15 protein-coding genes are annotated in these 19672 nt (G+C 69.3%); 7 read left to right on the top strand and 8 right to left on the bottom strand.

Translation table 11 applies throughout. The features are described from left to right. The first annotated feature begins 7 nt into the window (after nt 1–7). The 4 genes from AC07OX_RS12955 to AC07OX_RS12940 are packed head-to-tail and all read left to right on the top strand — an operon-like array spanning nt 8 to nt 7722. Nucleotides 8–4171 (top strand): YhdP family protein, encoded by a 4164-nt coding sequence (locus tag AC07OX_RS12955; RefSeq protein ID WP_495261354.1) that lies wholly within the window; start codon nt 8–10, stop codon nt 4169–4171. Continuing rightward, nucleotides 4168–4986, top strand: coding sequence for a carbon-nitrogen hydrolase family protein (locus AC07OX_RS12950; protein ID WP_495261355.1), 819 nt, complete (start codon nt 4168–4170; stop codon nt 4984–4986). Before AC07OX_RS12955 ends, AC07OX_RS12950 begins: the two co-directional genes overlap by 4 nt. 2 nt (nt 4987–4988) lie before the next feature. After that, complete coding sequence (locus AC07OX_RS12945) at nt 4989–7046, top strand: sensor histidine kinase (protein ID WP_495261356.1); 2058 nt, start codon at nt 4989–4991, stop codon at nt 7044–7046. 49 nt (nt 7047–7095) lie between these two features. Next, a complete protein-coding gene (locus tag AC07OX_RS12940) occupies nt 7096–7722 on the top strand; it encodes a response regulator transcription factor (protein ID WP_062480799.1) in 627 nt (208 codons plus the stop codon). Nucleotides 7723–7742: 20 nt separating this feature from the next. Here AC07OX_RS12940 and AC07OX_RS12935 read toward each other — a convergent pair whose 3' ends face one another. From AC07OX_RS12935 to AC07OX_RS12915, 5 genes are all read right to left on the bottom strand, one after another. Further along, nucleotides 7743–8222, bottom strand: a complete 480-nt coding sequence (locus AC07OX_RS12935) for a 2,4'-dihydroxyacetophenone dioxygenase family protein (RefSeq protein WP_070063265.1) — start codon at nt 8220–8222, stop codon at nt 7743–7745. Between the two features lie 137 nt (nt 8223–8359). Next, nucleotides 8360–9298, bottom strand: coding sequence for a helix-turn-helix domain-containing protein (locus AC07OX_RS12930; protein WP_495261357.1), 939 nt, complete (start codon nt 9296–9298; stop codon nt 8360–8362). Between the two features lie 136 nt (nt 9299–9434). Beyond that, nucleotides 9435–9992, bottom strand: a complete 558-nt coding sequence (locus AC07OX_RS12925; protein WP_062480792.1) for an OmpA family protein — start codon at nt 9990–9992, stop codon at nt 9435–9437. A gap of 85 nt (nt 9993–10077) precedes the next feature. Continuing rightward, nucleotides 10078–10737, bottom strand: a complete 660-nt coding sequence (locus AC07OX_RS12920; protein ID WP_062480790.1) for a YiaD family glycine zipper/OmpA-like lipoprotein — start codon at nt 10735–10737, stop codon at nt 10078–10080. A gap of 197 nt (nt 10738–10934) precedes the next feature. Next, a complete protein-coding gene (locus AC07OX_RS12915; protein WP_369645632.1) occupies nt 10935–11084 on the bottom strand; it encodes a hypothetical protein in 150 nt (49 codons plus the stop codon). Here AC07OX_RS12915 and mltA point away from each other — a divergent pair. Then, nucleotides 11083–12231, top strand: a complete 1149-nt coding sequence (mltA, locus tag AC07OX_RS12910) for a murein transglycosylase A (protein WP_159274134.1) — start codon at nt 11083–11085, stop codon at nt 12229–12231. The two genes, AC07OX_RS12915 and mltA, sit on opposite strands and share 2 nt — an antisense overlap. Before the next feature lie 161 nt (nt 12232–12392). Further along, a complete protein-coding gene (locus AC07OX_RS12905; protein WP_369645630.1) occupies nt 12393–14672 on the top strand; it encodes a PhoX family protein in 2280 nt (759 codons plus the stop codon). Nucleotides 14673–14791: 119 nt separating this feature from the next. Here AC07OX_RS12905 and AC07OX_RS12900 read toward each other — a convergent pair whose 3' ends face one another. Then, nucleotides 14792–15265, bottom strand: coding sequence for an Lrp/AsnC family transcriptional regulator (locus tag AC07OX_RS12900; RefSeq protein ID WP_062480783.1), 474 nt, complete (start codon nt 15263–15265; stop codon nt 14792–14794). 105 nt (nt 15266–15370) lie between these two features. Between AC07OX_RS12900 and mdeB the strand changes: the two genes are divergently transcribed. Further along, a complete protein-coding gene (gene mdeB, locus AC07OX_RS12895; RefSeq protein ID WP_495261358.1) occupies nt 15371–18028 on the top strand; it encodes an alpha-ketoglutarate dehydrogenase in 2658 nt (885 codons plus the stop codon). Nucleotides 18029–18033: 5 nt separating this feature from the next. On the opposite strand, the gene AC07OX_RS12890 is transcribed toward mdeB, so the two are convergent. Beyond that, nucleotides 18034–19002 carry a hypothetical protein gene (locus AC07OX_RS12890; RefSeq protein WP_369630648.1) on the bottom strand — a complete coding sequence of 323 codons (969 nt, stop codon included), beginning with the start codon at nt 19000–19002 and terminating at the stop codon, nt 18034–18036. After that, on the bottom strand, nt 18986–19651 hold the full coding sequence (locus AC07OX_RS12885; RefSeq protein ID WP_495261359.1) for a DUF6932 family protein: 666 nt from the start codon (nt 19649–19651) through the stop codon (nt 18986–18988). The genes AC07OX_RS12890 and AC07OX_RS12885 overlap by 17 nt, the downstream gene beginning before the upstream one ends. Nucleotides 19652–19672 lie beyond the last annotated feature (21 nt).

The following is a 19672-nucleotide window of genomic DNA, read 5'->3' as shown; positions in this document are numbered from 1 at the left end:
ATCCTCAATGAACGACACGGCGTCTTCCCCTTCACGTCTGCTCCAAATCACCGCTGTGACAGCGCGCTGGCTATTGGGTCTGCTCTTCGCTGCGTGGCTTCTGCTGGCACTGTCAGTCGTGGTCCTGCACGCGTGGATTGTGCCGCGAATCGGCGATTTTCGCGGTGCACTCGAGGCGCAGGCTAGCAAGGCCATCGGTGTCCCGGTGCGCATCGGCGCCATCACCGCCCGTTCCGAAGGGCTATTTCCGGCCTTCGAATTGCGCGACGTGGTGCTGCAGGACGCAGACCAGCGCGAGGCCCTTCGCCTCGTGCGGGTGGTGGCGAGCGTGTCGCCGCGCTCGCTGTGGCGCCTGAATTTCGAGCAGCTCTATATCGAGGGCCCGCAGCTCGACGTGCGCCGCGACACTCAGGGAAAACTCCATGTGGCTGGATTGCACATGGAGACCGACACGACCGGAGAAACCCGCGCCGCCGACTGGTTTTTCGCGCAGCGCGAGTTCGTCATCGAAGGCGGCACCGTGCGCTGGACCGACGAGCAGCGCCGCGCCGAACCACTGCTGCTGACCGACGTGCGCTTCGTGTCCCGCAACGGCGCGCGTCGCCACGGCCTGCGGCTGGACGCCACGCCGCCGGCCGGCTGGGGCGAGCGCTTCACGCTGCGCGGCCAGTTCCGCCAGCCGCTGCTGTCGATCCGCAGCGGCCACTGGCAGACCTGGGACGGCCAGCTCTATGCCGACCTGCCCTACATCGACGTCACGCGCCTGGGCCAGTACGTTTCGCTCGACGCGCGCATCCGCGAAGGCAACGGCGCGCTGCGCCTGTGGGCCGACGTGGACGACGGGCGCATCGTCGGCGGCGCGGCCGACCTGGGCCTGAACCGCATCGACGCCTCGCTCGGCAAGGGGCTGCAGCCGCTGGTGCTGCGCGCCGTCACCGGCCGGCTGGCGGGGCAGATGAACGCGGACACCTTCGAGTTCTCGACCACCGCGCTGCAGTTCGACACCGTCGACGGCCTGCGCTGGCCCGGCGGCAACCTGTGGCTGCAGCACACGCCGGCCAAGGGCCGCACGCCCGAGCACGGCGCGCTGAAGGCCGACCGGCTCGACCTCGCGGCGCTGGCGCTCATCGCCGACCGCCTGCCGCTGGGCGAGGCCACGCACCGCGTGCTGGGCGCCTACGCGCCGCGCGGGCTGGTCGAGCGCATCGACATGAACTGGCAGGGCGCGCCCGACGCGATCGCGCGCTACCAGGCCAAGGGCCGGGTCAGCGGCCTGCGCGTGGCCTCGCAGCCGGCGCCTGCAGTCACCGCCCCGACCACCCCGGCACCGGCCGGCGCCCCCGCCGCGCCGCCGCGCGTGCACCCCGGCACCCCCGGCCTGAGCGGCGCCACACTCGACTTCGACGCCAGCCACACCGGCGGCACCGCCACGCTGGCCATGGCCAAGGGCACGCTCGAATTCCCCGGTGTGTTCGAAGACCCGGTCATTCCCATCGACCGGCTCTCGACCCAGCTGCAGTGGAAGCTCGACAACGGCGCCATGCAGGTGCAGGTGTCGAAGCTGCGCTTCGCCAACGCCGACGCCGAGGGCGAGGCCGAAGCCCACTGGCGCACCAGCGACCCGGCCACCTCGAGCAGCCGCGCGCAGCACCCCGGCGTGCTCGACCTGCAGGGCAAGCTCACGCGCGCCGACGGCACCCGCGTGTTCCGCTACCTGCCGCTCGACATTCCGCAGCACACGCGCGACTACGTGCGCGAGTCGGTCGTCAAGGGCACCGCCAGCACGGTCGATTTCCGCGTGCGCGGCGACCTGCACGACATACCCTTCATGGACCCGAAGCAGGGCGAGTTCCGCATCGCGGCCAAGGTGTCGGACGTGCACTACGCCTACGTGCCGCCCTCGCTCGCGGCCGCCACCGCCGCGCCCGCGACCCCGGCGTCGCGCACCGGCCCGCCCGCCGCGCCGCCGCCCGTGTGGCCGGCGCTCACCGGCGTGTCGGGCGAGCTGGTGTTCGAGCGCGCGGGCATGCTGGTGCGCAACGCGCGCGGGCGCATTGCCGGCGCGCCCGGCGTCGAAGTCACGAAGGCCGAGGCTCAGATCGCGGACATGTCGCACCACGCCGCGCTGTTGCGTGTCGATGCGCAGGCCAAGGGCCCACTGGGCGAGGTGCTGCGCGCCGGCGCACCGCTGGCTGGCGAGGCCGGGCCCTTCCTGCAGCGCGCGCGCGCTACCGGCTCGGCCGACTACAAGCTGCGCCTGGACCTGCCGCTGGAAAACGTCGACAACACCAAGGTGCAGGCCACCGTGACGCTGGCCGACAACGAGCTCCAGGTGGTGCCCGAGGCGCCGCCGTTCACGCAGGCGCGCGGCACGCTCAACTTCACCGACACCGGCTTCTCGCTGGCCGGCGTGCAGGCCCGCCTGCTGGGCGGCGAGGTGCGCGTCGAAGGCAAGGGCCGCTTCAGCGGGCCGCAGCGCGAACTGGCGCTGAAGGCGCAGGGCACGGCCAGCGCCGAAGGCCTGCGCGGCGCGCGCGAGGTCGACTGGCTCGCGCGCCTGGCCAAGCACGCCACCGGCAGCACGCCCTACGCCGCCACCTTCTCGATGCGCGACGACACGCCCGAGTTCTCGCTTACCAGCAGCCTGCAGGGGCTGGCGCTGGCGCTGCCCACGCCGCTGGTCAAGACGGCCGAAGAGCTGATGCCGCTGCGCATCGAGAAGAAGGTGCTGGCGCGCGACGCCCGCCGCGCCACGCAGGACCAGCTGACGCTCGAACTCGGCCGCGTCGGCTCGGTGCAGTACGTGCGCGAGCTGTCGGCCAACGGCCAGGCGCATGTGCTGCGCGGCGGCATCGGCGTCGGGCTGGCGCCCGGCGAGACGGCGCTGCCGCCCGACCGCGGCGTGTTCGCCAACGTCAACGTCGCCAAGCTCGACATGGGCGCCTGGCAGACGCTGGTGGGCACCGCCGCGGTGGTCGGCGGCGGCGAGCGCGCCGACGATCCCGACCTGGCCTACCTGCCCACGCGCATCGCGGTGCGCGCGCAGCAGCTGGGCATCGCGGGGCGCACCCTGCACAACGTGGTGCTCGGCGGCACGCGCGAAGGTGCGCTGTGGCGCGCCAACGTCGACGCCTCCGAGCTCAGCGGCTACGCCGAGTACAGCCACAGCCAGGCCGGCCGGCTCTATGCGCGGCTCGCGCGGCTGAAGATCGCCCCGGCCGAGGCCACGCAGGTCGAGACCCTGCTCGACGAGCAACCCGGCACCCTGCCGGCGCTGGACATCGTGGTCGACGACTTCGAGCTGCTCGGCAAGCGCCTGGGCCGCGCCGAGATCGACGCCGTCAACCGCGGCGGGCGCGAATGGCTGCTCAACAAGCTCGCCTTCAGCGTGCCCGAGGCCACCTTCACCGCCAAGGGCACCTGGGCCGCGCCGGCGGGCGGCGGCGCAAGCGCCGGCCAGCGCCGCACCACGGCCATGAACTTCAAGCTCGACATCGCCGACGCCGGCGACCTGCTCACGCGCTTCGGCATGCCCGGCGTCTTGCGCCGCGGCAAGGGGCGGCTCGAGGGCGAGGTCAACTGGCGCGGCTCGCCGTTCTCGCTCGACTACCCGAGCCTGGGCGGCCAGCTGCAGGTCGACGTGGAGCAGGGCCAGTTCCTCAAGGCCGACCCGGGCCTGGCCAAGCTGCTGGGCGTGCTGAGCCTGCAGGCGCTGCCGCGCCGGCTCACGCTCGATTTCCGCGACGTGTTCAGCCAGGGCTTCGCCTTCGACTTCATCCGCGGCGACGCCAAGATCAACAAGGGCATCGCCAGCACCAACAACCTGCAGATGAAGGGCGTGAACGCCGCCGCGCTCATGGACGGCTCGGCCGACATCGTGCGCGAGACGCAGAACCTGCGCGTGGTGGTGGTGCCCGAGATCAACGCCGGCACGGCCGCGCTGGTGGCCACGGCCATCAACCCGGCCATCGGCCTGGGCACCTTCCTCGCGCAGTGGGTGCTGAGCAAGCCGCTCGCGGCCGCCGCCACGCAGGAGTTCCACGTCGAAGGCACCTGGGCCGACCCCAAGATCGCCAAGGTGCCGCGCTCGCTGCAGCTGCTGCCCGGCCTGCCGGGTGGATCGACATCGACGGGCGCCAGCGAAGGCAAGAAAACGGAGACCACGCAATGAAAGTCGCAGCCATCCAGATGGTGTCCGCCATCGCCCGCGAAGCCAACCTCGTGCGCGCCCACGCCCTGCTCGGGCAGGCGGCGCGCGACGGCGCCGAGCTCGCGGTGCTGCCCGAGTATTTCTGCATGATGGGCGCGCGCGACACCGACAAGCTCGGCCTGCGCGAAACCGCCGGCGCCGGCACGGTGCAGGGCTTCCTGGCCGACGCGGCGCGCGAGTTCGGCCTGTGGATCGTGGGCGGCACGCTGCCCATCGAGAGCGACGACGCCGACCACGTCTTCAACAGCTCGCTGGCCTTCTCGCCCGAAGGCAAGTGCGTGGCGCGCTACGACAAGATCCACCTGTTCTTCTTCGACAACGGCACCGAGCGCTACGACGAGCGCCGCGTCATCGCACCGGGCGCGCAGCCCGTGGTGTTCGAGCTGCCCTCGCGCGACGGCCACGCCTGGCGCGTGGGCATGAGCGTGTGCTACGACCTGCGCTTTCCCGAGCTGTACCGCGCGCTGGCGGGGCAGGGCGCCGACCTGCTGCTGGTGCCCAGCGCCTTCACGCGCACCACCGGCGCCGCCCATTGGGAGGTGCTGCTGCGCGCGCGCGCCATCGAGAACCTGGCCTGGGTGGTCGCGCCCGCGCAGGGCGGCACGCACGAGAACGGCCGCCAGACCTGGGGCCAGTCGCTGGTCATCGACCCTTGGGGCGCGGTGGTCGCGCAGCAGGCCGCCGAAGAGGGCGTGGTGCTGTTCGACCTCGACGCCCGGCAGGTCGAGCGCACGCGCGCCCAGCTGCCCGCGCTGTCGCACCGCGTGCTCGCCTGACGATGGCCGACGAGGCGCTCGAGGTTTCCGCACCGCCGCAGCGCCGGGCCTGGGTCGTCGCCTTCGCGCGCCTGCGCTCGCTGTGGAAGCGCTGGTTTCTGTGGCTGCTGCTGGCGGTGCTGGTGTCGGCGCTGCTGGTCACCGTCGTGTGGCTGGCCGGCCGGCACGAGGTCGAGCAGGTGCAGGCCGCGCTGGAGCGCGACACCGCCGACGCCGTCGTCGACCTGCGCAGCGGCCTGCAGCGCAACGCCCAGAGCCTGCGCGCCACGCTGGCGCCGGGCATGGAGCGCACGCACTGGGCCGACCGCGCGGCGGCGCAACTGCGCGAGCACCGCGAATGGCTGCGGCTCGAATGGCGCGACGCGCAGCTGCAACCCATCGAGGCCGTGAACACGCCCTACCGCACGCGCATCCTCGAGGAGAGCAACCGCGGTCCCGCGCAGGCCGACGTGGCACAGGCCTGCGCCACCGCGCGCAAGGCCGGCGCGCCCGCCTACTCGCCCAGCCACTACGTGCCCGTGGCCGGCGGCGGCGGCGTCGAGGTGATGGAGCTGTGCCTGCCGATGGACGCCGGCGACTACCTGGTGGCCAGCTATTCGCTGCGCGACACGCTGGTCGAGCTGGTCGGCCCCACGCTCACGCGCGGCCAGGAGGTCGCCTTCACCGAGGCCGACGGCACGCGGCTGGTGGCGCTGGGCACCTCGCGGCGCATCGGCACGCGCGTGTTCACCTCGCAGCAGCGCATCGACCTGCCGGGCGCCTCGCTCATGCTGCGCGTGGACGGCTGGCGCGCCGCGCCCGACCTGTTCCCGAACATGCTCACGGCGCTGGTCACGGCGATCTCGATCGCGCTCGTGTCGGTGCTCGTGCTGCTGGCGCGCGACACCCGCCGCCGCCTGCGCGCCGAGCGCGACCTGGCTGACGCGCTGGCCTTTCGCAAGGCGATGGAAGACTCGGTCATCACCGGCCTGCGCGCGCGCGACCTGCAGGGGCGCATCACCTACGTCAACCCGGCCTTCTGCGAGATGGTCGGCTTCACGCCCGAAGAGCTCATGGCCGACAGCGTCGAGGCGCCGTACTGGCCGACCGAGCTGGCGCATGAATACCACCTGCGCCAGACGCGCCGCTTCGCGGGCGGCCTGCCGCCGCGCGAGGGCTTCGAGTCGGTCTTCATGCGCAAGGACGGCACGCGCTTTCCGGTGCTCATCTTCGAGGCCCCGCTGATCAACGCGCACAAGGTGCAGACCGGCTGGATGAGCGCCTTCATCGACGTGAGCGAGCAGCGCCGCGTCGAGGAACTCTCGCGCGCCAGCCAGGAGCGCCTGCAGGCCAGCGCGCGCCTGGCCACCGTGGGCGAGATGGCCTCGCTGCTGAGCCACGAGCTCACGCAGCCGCTGGCCGCCATCGCCAGCTACGCCACCGGCTCGCTCAACCTGATCGGGCCCGAGGCGCGCGGCGAGCAGGCCGAGGTGGCCATGGCCGTGAAGCGCATCGCCGAGCAGGCCGACCGCGCGGGCCAGGTGATCCGCAGCGTGCACGACTTCGTGCGCCGGCGCGACCGCATGCGCGAGGCCGTGGCGCCGCAGGCGCTCATCGATGCCGTGCTGCCGCTGGTGCGGCTGCAGGCGCGCAAGCTCGACGTGACGATCGAGATCGTGTGCGAAGAGCGCCTGCCCGCCGTGGTGTGCGACCGCACGCTGGTCGAACAGGTGCTGCTGAACCTGGCGCGCAACGCCATGCAGGCCATGGACGGCGCCGACCACGCGCCCGGCAGCCGCGTGCTGCGCCTGCGTGTGGCGCGCGCCCTGCCGGTGGGCGCCACCGTGCCGGCCGACGGCCGGCGCTGGCTCGAGTTCTCCGTGGCCGACCTGGGCTGCGGCATCAGCGAGGAGGTGGCGGCGCGCCTGTTCACGCCCTTCTTCACCACGCGCCCCGACGGCATGGGCCTAGGCCTGAGCCTGTGCCGCACCGTGGTGGAGCAGCATGGCGGCGCGCTGATGTTCGAGCCCAACCGCCCCCGAGGCACCGTCTTCAGGTTTACGCTCCCGGCTGCGGGATAGCCGCCTTTTTCTACTTCTTCGTTTCCTCTGTTCCGCTGGACCTCATGGCATGCAACCGCTGATCGATGGCTTGATCTTTATCGTGGACGACGACGCCAGCGTGCGCGAGGCGCTGGCCTGGCTGCTGCGTTCGCGCCGCCTGGCCAGCGAGCACTTCGGCAGCGCCGAGGCCTTCGAGCAGTACCTGGACGAGGCGCCGCTGCCCGACCAGCCGCGCTGCCTGCTGCTGGACGTGCGCATGCCCGGCATGAGCGGGCTGGTGCTGTTCGACCGGCTGGCCGAACGCGGCCTGCTGGCCGAGATGCCGGTGATCTTCCTGACCGGCCATGCCGACGTGCCCACCGCCGTCGAGGCGGTCAAGCGCGGGGCCTTCGACTTCTGCGAGAAGCCGTTCTCGGACAACGCGCTGGTCGACCGCATCGAGCAGGCGCTGGGCATGTCGCAGCGCGCGCTCGAGGTGCAGCGCGTGCGCCGCGGACTGGCCGACCGCATCGCCGAGCTGACCGACCGCGAGCGCGACGTGATGCGCCTCGTGGTCGAGGGCCTGCCGAACAAGCTCATCGCCGACCAGCTCGCGATCAGCGTGCGCACGGTGGAGGTCCACCGGGCGCGCGTGTTCGAGAAGATGGAAGTGAAGTCGGCGGTGGAGCTGGCCAACCGCCTGCGGGACCTCTAGCCCGCACCGCAGGTCGGGCCTCAGCTGTGCACGTGCTGCGCCGCGCCGTCGCGCGTGGCCATCTCCAGCATGCTGCGGCCGTCGACGATGCCGACGACGTTGCCGTCCTCGCCCAGCCCGGCAATCGCGCCCTCGAACACGCAGAACAGCACGCAGCCGCCGTCGGAGCGCGGCTGGTGGATGTCGCCGGCGGGCTCGTGCATGTAGTCGCCCGGGCGGCCGATGTCGTTGCGCTCGTAGTAGATGTCGCCCTCGAGCACGATCACCTCGATGGCGCCCAGGTGGTGGTGCACCGGCGCCTCGGTGTCGGGATCGACCTTCAGCAGGCAGGTGAAGCCGCCGCTGCGCCGGTTGATGCTCAGCAGCTTGTAGGCCACGCCGGGCATGACCCACGGCTTCCACGGATAGTTGTCGAGCTTCTGGAAATGCGGGTACGGCAGCGTGATGCGCGCATGGGCGGCGCTGGCGGGCGGCGTGGCTTTCAGGGCGGTCAGGGTCATGGTGTCTCCGTGGGTGATGCGGCCGGGATCGGCCTGCGAAGCCAGTCTAGGAGCGGCTTCCCACGCCATGGCATGTTGGCCCGAACGAAGCACGGGATGTCGAAAGCGGCGCGCTTTTGCGCAAGTTGCAGCGCCGTTCAGCGCATGCGGCGATAGGTGCTTGGCGCCACGCCGACGAACGCACGGAAGCGCGTCGAGAAGTACGCGGCGCTGCCGAAGCCCATGCGCGCGGCCACGGCCTCGACGGGCAGGTCGCTGGTGCGCAGCAGTTCGGCGGCGCCTTCCAGGCGGCGGCGCAGCAGGTACTGGTAGGGCGCCATGCCGCTGGCCGCCTTGAAGCTGCGGATGAAGTGGTCCTGCGACAGGTGCACCAGCCCTGCCAGGTCGGCCAGCCCCAGCGGCGTGGCCAGGTGCGCGTCGATGTGCTCGGTCACCCGGCGCAGCTGCCGCGGCGTCAGGACCGGCTGCCGGCGCGCGCCCTCCGTGCGCGGCAACGCACCGCGCCCCGGTGCGCAGTGGCGCCGCACGAGGTGATGGGCCAGCAGGTGCTGGCTCTGCGAGAGCAGCAGCGAATCGGGGCTCGCGGGCACGCTGCCGTACAGCTCCACCTCGCTCACCAGCATCTGGAAGAAGCCTTGCAGCCACGGGTCGCGGATCGCGAAGAAGGGGTCGATCTCCGCCGCCGGCCCGAGGCCTTCCTCAGCGGCGACGCGCGCGATCAGCGCCTGCCCGATGTACAGGTGCACCACGCCGCAGCGCCCGCCGATCTCCCATTCGGTGCCGTCGCAGGGAATGAAGCTCACGCTGCCCAGCCGCGAACGCGAGGCGACGAGCTTGCCGCGTTCGTACTTGCGCACCGCCGTGCTGCCGTTCTCGTGCAGCACCAGCACGTGATGCGCCGCGCCGTGGAAGGGCAGCCAGCACGCGTCCTGCTGCCAGCGGGCGGCGAACAGCTGGTCGCCGCCGGTCACGAGGTACTGGGGTTGCGCACCGGTGCCCGCGGCGATGATGTCCGGGGCGAAACGGGATGCGACGTGGGATGCGACCCTCGATGGGGCCGGCGCGATGGCGTTCATCGGAGTTTCCTCTCGTGTCCGCCCGGCGCGCGGTGCGCGCGCCGCGTGCAGGCCGCGCGATGTTAGGGCCGGCGGTGCCGTGCCCTCATGCGGGATTTCCTCACGGTGCCGCGCGAGGTGCGCGCAGCACCTGGGCTCAGATCTTCTCGGCGACGAAGATTTCGACGCGGCGGTTCTGCGCGCGGCCGGCGGCCGTGCCGTTGTCCGCCAGCGGCTCGCGCGAGCCGCGGCCGTCGGTGGTGATCACGGTGGTCGACACGCCACGGCCCACCAGGTGGTTGCGCACGCTGTCGGCGCGGCTCACCGAGAGGCGCTCGTTGCCTTCCTCGCTGCCCGTGCTGTCGGTGTGGCCGACCACGCGCAGGCTGGCGGTGGTGGCGCTCTTCAGGCCTTCGGCGACCTTGTCCAGCACCTGCGCCAGGTTGCGCTTGACGTTGGCGCGGCCGGTGTCGAACGAGAGTTCATTCGGAATCACGACGTGAAGCTGGTTGTCGGCGGTCTGCGAGATCACCACGCCGGTGCCCTTGGTGGAGCTTTCGAGCTCGGCCTTCAGCGCGTCCAGTCGGGCGGTCCAGCTGTTGGCCGGTGCGGCCTGCTGTGCGGCCGGTGCTTCGGCCGGCGGGGTCGACGATGCGCACCCCGCGATGAACAACACAGCGGCCAGGGCCGCGCTAGACACAACAAACTTCCTCATGAATTTTCCCTCTGCTTGGACCAATGAAAACTGAAGCGGGAACCGGCCGTTCGATAGGGCGGCCGGTTTCCCGGTGGGGCGGCGATCAGCCGCGCTGTGCGCGCTCGCCCACGTAGATCTCGACGCGGCGGTTCTGTGCCCGGCCGGCGTCGCTGTTGTTGTCGGCCACCGGCTCGTGCGAGCCACGGCCTTCGATGCGGAACGCCGCGGCGCTCACGCCGCGTGCCACCAGGTAGTCGCGCGTGCTGGCGGCGCGGTCCACCGACAGCGGGTTGTTGATGGCGTCGGAGCCGGTGCTGTCGGTGTGGCCGATGATGCGCACCTCGGCGTTCGGGTTGTTGCGCAGGCCGTTGGCGAACTGGTCGAGCACGGGCGCGAAGTTCGACTTGATGTTGGAGCGGCCCACGTCGAACGACACGTCGCTCGGAATGGCGAGCTTGAGCTCGTTGTTGGCCGTCTGCGTCACGGCCACGCCGGTGCCTTGCGTGGCGGCTTCCATCTGGCGCTTCTGGTTTTCCATGCGCTGCGACCACAGGTAGCCGCCGAGTGCGCCGGCCGCCGCACCGACCACCGCGCCCGTGCCGATGGCACCGCGGTTGCCGCCGGTGGCCGAGCCGATGGCGGCGCCGCCGAGCGCGCCGATGCCGGCACCGATGCCGGTGTTGCGCTGGGTGTCGGTCATTCCGCCGGCACAGCCGGACAGGACGAGGGCAGCTGCGGTGGTTGCAAGAACGAACTTTTTCATGGCGATCCCTTTCAAGGTTGAATCAAGCGGGCCACAGCTTAGCCCCCGGCGGGTATGCGATGGTACGTGCTCAAAGCCCTACGGAAAATAAGAAAACTTTCGCCATCGCCCGTGAATGCTGCGATGATTGCTACTAAAGTTGTAGCAATAGGGTGCTTGTCCGACAGTGGGCCGCGCCGTGTGGCTACACGAGCAATTCACACTTTGGGCGGCGGATCGGTGTCCTCACGCTCGGCGTCGGGGTCGTCATGCAATTCACCCTTGTTACGCCCGGAAAACATGGTCCACCAGATGATCAAGATCAGGACGAGTCCCGCGGCGAGGGCTTCAAGCAGAATCAAACCCATGAGAAATGGACTCCAGTGGCTGGTCGGGCTTGCGATCGTAGCAACGCTCGCCGGCTGTTCCCTCGGCCCCCGCGCCCCCGACGCCCCCACCCGACCCACCGTCACCCCGCCGCGCGACCTCGGTCCGCTGACCGGATCGCTCGCGCATCCGAAAAGCCGCTGGGTTCCCGTGGGCTGGTCCGAACTGCCGGGCTTCAGCGAAGACCCGCTGCATGAGGCGTGGATCGCGCTGCTGGCCAACTGCGCACGCCCCAACGCCGCCTTCGCGCCGCTGTGCCGCGAGGTGCGCCAGCTGGCCATCGCCACGCCCGAAGAGCAGCGCCGCTGGATGACCGACCGGCTGCAGCCCTACCGCGTCGAATCGCTCGCGGGCCAGAGCGAAGGCAAGCTCACCAGCTACTACGAGCCCGTGTACGAAGCCTCGCGCGTGCCCTCGGCCGGCTTCAGCGTGCCGCTGTACCAGGCGCCCGACGGCCTCGTGCCCAAGCGCCCCTGGTTCACGCGCCAGGAGATCGAGACGCTGCCCGAGGCCCAGGCCGCGCTGCGCGGTCGCGAGATCGCCTGGATGGCCGACCCCATCGACGCGCTCATGTTGCACATCCAGGGCTCGGGCCGGCTGCGCATCACCGAGGCCAACGGCTACCAGCACACCGTGCGCGTGGCCTACGCGGCCACCAACGAGCAGCCGTACCGCAGCGTGCAGCAGTGGCTCATGAGCCAGGGCGTCGCCAAGGTCGGCAAGTGGCCCGACGACACCAAGGCCTGGGTGGCGCAGAACCCGCAGCGCGTGTCGCAGCTGCTGTGGAGCAATCCGCGCTACGTGTTCTTCCGCGAAGAGACCATGAGCGAACTCGACGCCGCCTTCGGCCCGCGCGGCGCGCAGGGCGTGCCGCTGACGGCGGGGCGCTCCATCGCGGTCGACCGCGAGAGCATTCCCTACGGCACGCCGGTGTGGCTCGCCTCGAACGGCCCGACCGCGCAGCTGCAGAAGCTGGTGGTGGCGCAGGACACCGGCAGCGCCATCCTGGGCGCCGTGCGCGCCGACTACTTCGCCGGCACCGGCGCAGAGGCCGGACGGCTGGCCGCGAGCGTGAACCAGCCGCTGCGGCTGTGGGCGCTGTGGCCGAGGCAGTTGCCGGCGCCCTGAGGGGCGCAGCGTCCGCGCTGCCATGTGTGGCGCGGACGTGAAGGTTTTTTGACGAAATCTCGCCGTACCCCAACCAACGGCCGAGCGTTTCACGCGCATGTCATGCGAAGTGCCTAACTTCGCGGGCTGGTTTCAATCCCAACCCACGAAAGATATTGCGCATGACCGCAAACACCCGCACGGACGCCCACGGCGTCGATCTCGACGATGTCGGCACCAACCCGACCGCGAACCCGTCCTTCACCGACCTGATCGCATCGCGCCTGAGCCGCCGCCATCTGTTCGGGCTGGGCGTCGGCACCGCCGGCACTGCGCTGCTGCAGGCCTGCGGTGGTGGCAGCGGTGGCGGCACCGCGTTCCCGATCCTTCCGCCCGCACCGGCCCCCGCGCCGGCACCGGCTCCCGTCCCGGCGCCCCCGCCGATGAAGCTGGGCTTCAACGCCGTTGCCAAGAGCCTGGCAGACGTCGTGACCGTGCCCGCCGGCTACACGGCCAGCGTGCTCTACCGTCTGGGCGACCCGATCGCCGCCGGCGTGGCCGCGTACAAGAACGACGGCTCCGACGATCCGGCCACCTACGACCGCCGCGCCGGCGACCACCACGACGGCATGACCTTCTTCGGCATGAACGCCACCAACAAGTGGGACGCGGCCAACGCCTCGCGCGGCCTGCTGGTGATGAACCATGAAGCCATCACGCCGCTGTTCCTGCATCCCAACGGGCAGACGGCGCTCAACCCGGTTTACAGCAGCGCAACGGGCACGTCGCTGGTCGACGGGCAGCGCAACGTTCCTGACGAAGTGCTGCGCGAGTTCTACCTGCACGGCGTGAGCGTGATCGAGGTCAACAAGAGCGGCAACACCTGGAGCTACAAGCAGGACTCGAGCTTCAACCGTCGCGTCCACACGCTGACCGAAATGCAGTTCTCGGGCCCGGCCGCCAAGACCGACTACCTGAAGACCAAGTACTCGACGGACGGCAGCAAGACCCGTGGCACGCTCAACAACTGCGCCAACGGCACCACGCCCTGGGGCACGTACCTGACCTGCGAAGAGAACTGGGCGGGCTACTTCCGTCGCATCGCGGGCATGACCAACGACGACAAGAACCGCACTGCCAAGGAACTGAAGTCGTTCAGCCGCTACGGCGTCGCCGGTACCGGCCGCGAACTCTGGGCCACCGTCGCCGGCGGCGACGACATCCACGCCCGCTGGAACACCGAAGTCGTCGGAGCCACCGCCACCGACGACTACCGCAATGGCCACAACACCTACGGCTGGGTGGTCGAGATCGATCCGTTCAACCCGACGAGCACGCCGAAGAAGCGCACCGCCCTCGGCCGTTTCGGCCACGAAGGCGCCTGTCTCGGTCCGGTCGTGGCCGGCAAGCCGCTGGTCTGGTACATGGGCGACGACTCGCGCAACGAGTACATTTACAAGTTCGTCTCCACGAAGAACTGGGATGCGGCCGACATCGGCGGTGGCATGGCCGCGGGTGACAAGTACATGGACGACGGCCGCCTCTACGTGGCGAAGTTCAACGCCGACGGCACGGGCGTGTGGCTCGAGTTGAAGCTCGGCGTGAACGGCATTACCTCCAGCAATTTGACCTACGCCTTCGCCGACGCCGCCGACGTCGTGACCAACGCCCGCCTGGCCGCCGACGCCGCGGGCGCGACCAAGATGGACCGCCCCGAATGGGCCGCGGTCAACCCGAAGACCGGCGATGTCTACGTGACGTTGACCAACACCAGCGCCAGCGCGCGCCCCATCGGCAGCACCGACGCCGCCAATCCGCGCTTCTACGACGACAAGACCACCGCCAACAAGTCGCAAAAGGGCAACCCGAACGGCCACATCGTGCGCTTCGCGGACGACAACGCTGATCCGACGTCGCTGAGCTTCAAGTGGGACGTGTACCTCTTTGGCGCGCGCTCGACGGCCTCGGCCGACGTCAACCTCTCGCAGCTCACGGCCGACAACGACCTGTCCAGCCCCGATGGCATGTGGTTCAGCCAGGCCGCGCCCGGCCTGCTGTGGCTCGAGACCGACGACGGCGCCTACACCGACGTCACCAACTGCATGCTGCTGGCCGCACTGCCGGGCAAGGTGGGGGACGGCGGCGCGAAGGCGATCACCAACGTCGATGCCGCGACCAACACCACCCGCACGCAGAACACCTTCGTGGGCAAGGCCCCCGGCACGGAAGGCCTGCGCCGCTTCCTGGTCGGCCCGGCAGATTGCGAGATCACCGGCATCGCTGAATCGGGCGATGGCCGTGCGCTGTTCGTCAACATCCAGCATCCGGGTGAAGGTACGGGCAGGGCCGACATCACCGATCCGACGAAGTTCCTGAGCCACTGGCCGCAGGGCGGCAACGCCCGCCCGCGCTCGGCCACCGTGGTCATCACGAAGGACGACGGCGGCCTGATCGGCCTGTAAACGCCCTCAACCCCCTTCGGGAAACACCGTGGAACCGGCTTTGCCGGGCCACTGGTGTTGCCCCCGGCGAGGGGGTTGGCGCAGCGACACGAAGTGCGCGAAGCCTGGGGGAGCACCCATTACAACGGCGCTGCTGGCAACGGCAGCGCCGTTTTGTATCTGACCTGCTTGAGCGCAAAGCTCGAGCGGATCTTCTCGATCCCCGGGATCGGCGTCAGCTGCTCCATGATGAAGCGCTCCAGCGCCGCCATGTCGGCCACGGCGATGCGGATCAGGTAGTCGCTGTCGCCGGTCATCAGGTAGCACTCCATCACCTCGTCGTGCTCGGCGATGCGCTGCTCGAAGTCGGCCAGCGACTGCTTGCTCTGCGTGGTCAGGCTGATCGAGATGAACACGTTGAGCCCCAGGCCCAGCGCCTTGGCGTTCGCCAGCGCCACGTAGCGGTCGATCACGCCGCTGGTCTCCAGCACCTTCACGCGCGCCAGGCAGGGCGAGGGCGACAGATGCACCCGGCGCGCCAGTTCGACGTTCGACAGGGCGCCGTCGCGTTGCAGCTCGTCGAGAATGCGCAGGTCGATGGCGTCGAGTTCCATGAAATTCCGTAAAGCGCTTGAGTCGCGGCATTTTATGCTTGCGAATAGCCATGAAGTCGCAGGTGCCGGTAGCTAATTTTCCGCAAGGCGGCTTAAAGTGCTGGCATGAACGCCCCGATCTCCGCCGACCAGATGCGCGCCCTGTTGCTCGACACGCCGCCGTCGCACGACCCCGACCCCGAAGAGACCGCCGAATGGCGCGACGCCTTCCTGGCGCTGGCGCAGACGCAAGGTCCGCAGCGCGCGCGCCAGATGCTGGCCGAGCTGGCGCGCCTGGCGCGGCAGCAGCGCATCGGCTGGCAGCCCGAGCTGGCCACGCCGTACGTCAACACCATCGCCGCGGCCGACCAGCCACCGTTCCCGGGTGACCTCGCGGTCGAGGAAAAGCTCGCCTCGCTCATGCGCTGGAACGCGCTCGCCATGGTGGCCAAGGCCAACCAGGCGTACGGCGAACTCGGCGGCCACATCGCCAGCTACGCGAGCGCGGCCGACCTGTTCGAAACCGGCTTCAACCACTTCTTCCATGCGCGCAGCCCGGCGCACCGCGGCGACCTCGTGTTCTTCCAGCCGCACAGCGCGCCCGGCGTGTATGCGCGGGCCTACCTCGAAGGACGCCTGAGCGAAGAAGACCTGAACCACTACCGCCAGGAACTCACCGCGCCGGCCTTCACCGACGGCAGCGGCGCGCGCGGCCTGTGCAGCTACCCGCACCCGTACCTGATGCCGGACTTCTGGCAGTTCCCCACCGGCTCGATGGGCATCGGCCCGATCAGCTCGATCTACCACGCGCGCTTCATGCGCTACCTCACGCACCGCAACCTCTTGAACTGCGAAGGCCGCAAGGTCTGGGGCGTGTTCGGCGACGGCGAGATGGACGAGCCCGAATCGATGAGCGCCCTGACGCTCGCCGCGCGCGAAAAGCTCGACAACCTCGTGTGGGTCGTCAACTGCAACCTGCAGCGCCTGGACGGCCCGGTGCGCGGCAACGGCCGCATCATCGACGAGCTCGAGAAGCTCTTCGCCGGGGCAGGATGGAACGTCGTCAAGCTCGTGTGGGGCAGCGACTGGGACGGCCTGTTCGCGCAGGACGTGAGCGGCGCCCTCGCGCGCGTGTTCGCCGAGACCGTCGACGGCCAGATGCAGACCTTCGCCGCCAAGGACGGCCGCTTTAACCGCGACAACTTCTTCGGCCAGAACCCCGAGCTCGCGCGCCTGGCCGAAGGCATGACCGACGAGCAGATCGACCGCCTGAAGCGCGGCGGCCACGACCTCGTGAAGATCCACGCCGCGTACGCCGCCGCTGCCGCCCACAAGGGCCAGCCCACCGTGATCCTGGCCCACACCAAGAAGGGCTACGGCATGGGCAGCGCCGCGCAGGGCAAGATGACCACGCACTCGCACAAGAAGATGGGCGACGTCGACCTCATCGAGTTCCGCGACCGCTTCAACCTGCCGCTCACCGACGCGCAGGCCACCGCGATGGACTTCTACCGCCCGGCCGAAGACAGCGCCGAGATGCGCTACCTGCGCCAGCACCGCGAAGCGCTCGGCGGCGCCATGCCGCGCCGCGAGACCGCCTGCGACGTCGTGCCCAAGCCCGACATCGCGGCCTACGCGCAGTTCGCCACGGCCGCCGCGGGCAAGGAGATGAGCACCACCATGGCCTTCGTGCGCATGCTGGGCAACCTCATGAAGGACAAGGCCCTGGGCCCGCGCATCGTGCCCATCGTGGCCGACGAGGCGCGCACCTTCGGCATGGCCAACCTGTTCAAGCAGGTGGGCATCTATTCGAGCGTGGGCCAGCGCTATGCGCCGGAGGACATCGGCTCGGTGCTGAGCTATCGCGAAGCCACCGACGGCCAGATCCTCGAAGAGGGCATCAGCGAGGCCGGCGCCATCGCCAGCTGGACGGCCGCGGCCACCAGCTACAGCGTGCACGGCCTGGCGATGCTGCCGTTCTACATCTACTACTCGATGTTCGGCTTCCAGCGCGTGGGCGACGCCATCTGGGCTGCCGCCGACCAGCGCGCACGCGGCTTCCTGCTGGGCGCCACGTCGGGGCGCACCACCCTCGGCGGCGAAGGCCTGCAGCACCAGGACGGCAGCAGCCACCTCGTGGCCGCGACCATTCCCAACTGCAAGGCCTACGACCCGGCCTTCGCGGGCGAGATGGCCGTCATCGTCGACGCGGGCATCCGCGAGATGATGGTCGAGCAGCAGGACGTGTTCTATTACGTCACGCTCATGAACGAGAACTACGCGCAGCCCGACCTGCCGGCCGGCGCCGAGGCCGACATCCTGCGCGGCTGTTACCGCTTCGGCACGTACGCACCGGCATCGGGCAAGGCGAAGCAGAGCGTCACGCTGCTGGGCTCGGGCGCGATCCTCACCGAGGTCATCAAGGCCGCGCAGCAACTGGCCGACGAAGGCATCGCGGCCGAGGTGTTCAGCGTCACGAGCTGGAGCGAACTGGCACGCGACGGCCAGGCCTGCGAGCAGCGCGCGCTGGCCGGCGAGAAGAATGCCGGCACGCCCTTCGTCGCGCAGCAGCTCGGCAAGGGCGGCAAGGCCCCGATCGTCGCCGCCACCGACTACGTGCGCGCCCTGCCCGAAAGCGTGCGCGCCTTCCTGCCCGAAGGCCGCCGCTACCTCACGCTGGGCACCGATGGCTTCGGTCGCAGCGACACGCGCGCCGCGCTGCGCGGTTTCTTCGGCGTGGACGCGGCGAGCATCGCGCGGGCCGCGCGCCACGCGCTCGGGTAAAGGGCTTAGATGGACTGCTGGACTGGCCGAGGGGGCCAGTCCGCCGGTGCGTCGATGGTCTCGAGCGACTGCAACGCAAACGTTCGGCGCGGCGCGCGGTTTCGCAGCCGCGCCTCACGCACCTTGACTTGGGCACGCACGTGCCGATGCAGAGGAACAAGTCCGTCCTGGAGCGAGCGCTCCATCGCAGTGTGTGCCACGGTGCCGACGATCACACTTCGATCCGTGTGCAGGCGCAACTCGAAACGCGATGAATGCTCGGCCCAGCCGATGATTTCACCCTGAAATGTTTCGACTCGATCTTCGATCGTCATGGCCTCGGCGCGTTGTCGCGCTCGTTGTATGGCCTGCGTCGTCAGTTCGAAATCGCGCTCGCCCTCGACCACGCGAAGGCTGGCGCCTTCATCGTCGAGCAACTTGAAGAATTCTCTCAATGCCCCGAGTTGTCGGTTGTCGACATCGGCCGAGGCTTCATCGAACAGCGCATCGTCTGCGGCGGCCATGCGCGACAAGGTGTTGGCAACCTGATCGACCACCTCCTTGAGCACCACATCGCCAGAAGCGGGTTCGTTGCCTTCCAGAACGAAGCCAAATGATCCGCGCACGACGTCGGTGACCACCAATTGGGTGTCGTGGCTCATGGGGACCCGGCCGCGGGATGAAAGAGGGCCTGTCTCCACTGCGGCGTAACGCTGGCTGATCAGCTTCTGGAATTTTCCGACCGCCTGCGTGCCGAATGCGGCCTTGATCCCATGAGAGCCGACGACGGGTCGGCCACCAAAAAACAGGGCGACGCCAACGGGCGCCTGCACGCTGACGTTCGACAGTTCTGCCAGCTCTTTTTCGAGGCGCAAGACGCGTTGCCCGTATTGGCGTTCTGCGATCGGATCCTCATGGGTCCGGCCATCGGCCAGCAACTGCCGTGCTTGTGCCAGGTCTGCCTGCAGGAATTGCTTCTCAAGCTGAGCCAACATGGGGTTCTCCTTGGGGCATCAGGGAATCGAGCATCGGGCGCGCGATGACATCGTCAGAACTCAGCGGCAGTTGCAGCATGCCTTTCCACAGTGCATCGCCTCGACGATGGGAGTACAAGCCATACCAATAACGTGTTTGCTGTACCAGCCATTCAGGCGCCGTTGTGAGATTAACAATGTTGGTGTCGCAATGGAATTCATGTTTGCATCGGTCCAGATCGAACAGATCGGGCCGAGCATCCATCATTTGATTGATATCCGTCTTGCTCATTCCATGAGGAGGGTGAGCAAAGGTCACGACATCGATATCCCTTGGCGCTCGATCTTCGCGGGCTTCGATATCTTCGACGAAGCTGCCATCGAGCCACTGAAAGCCCTGTACGAAACCCAGCGCGTTCAACTCGGCCCGATAGCGTAGCAGTCCATCGAGTACGCGACACCGCTGCGGATTGATTGCGAACCGTTGCACTAATTCACCCGCCGCGACCGCATAGGGCGAACTGTGCGGGCTTGTCATTCGTTCGCCTACAAAAGGCGGCAAGACGTGCGAGTGGTTGAAGTCGGGAATCACAGGGGGAGGATAGCGGTCATATACAACCTGTTGCTTGTCGCGCGCTGAAACTGCGCCTCGAAATGCGCCGAAATACATCCTCGCCGCCTCTTCGCAACA

It is taken from the genome of Variovorax sp. GW821-FHT09D07 (genome assembly GCF_059416345.1).
The sequence above is the reverse complement of the archived record's forward strand: the minus strand, read 5'-3'. Positions and strand labels throughout refer to the sequence as shown.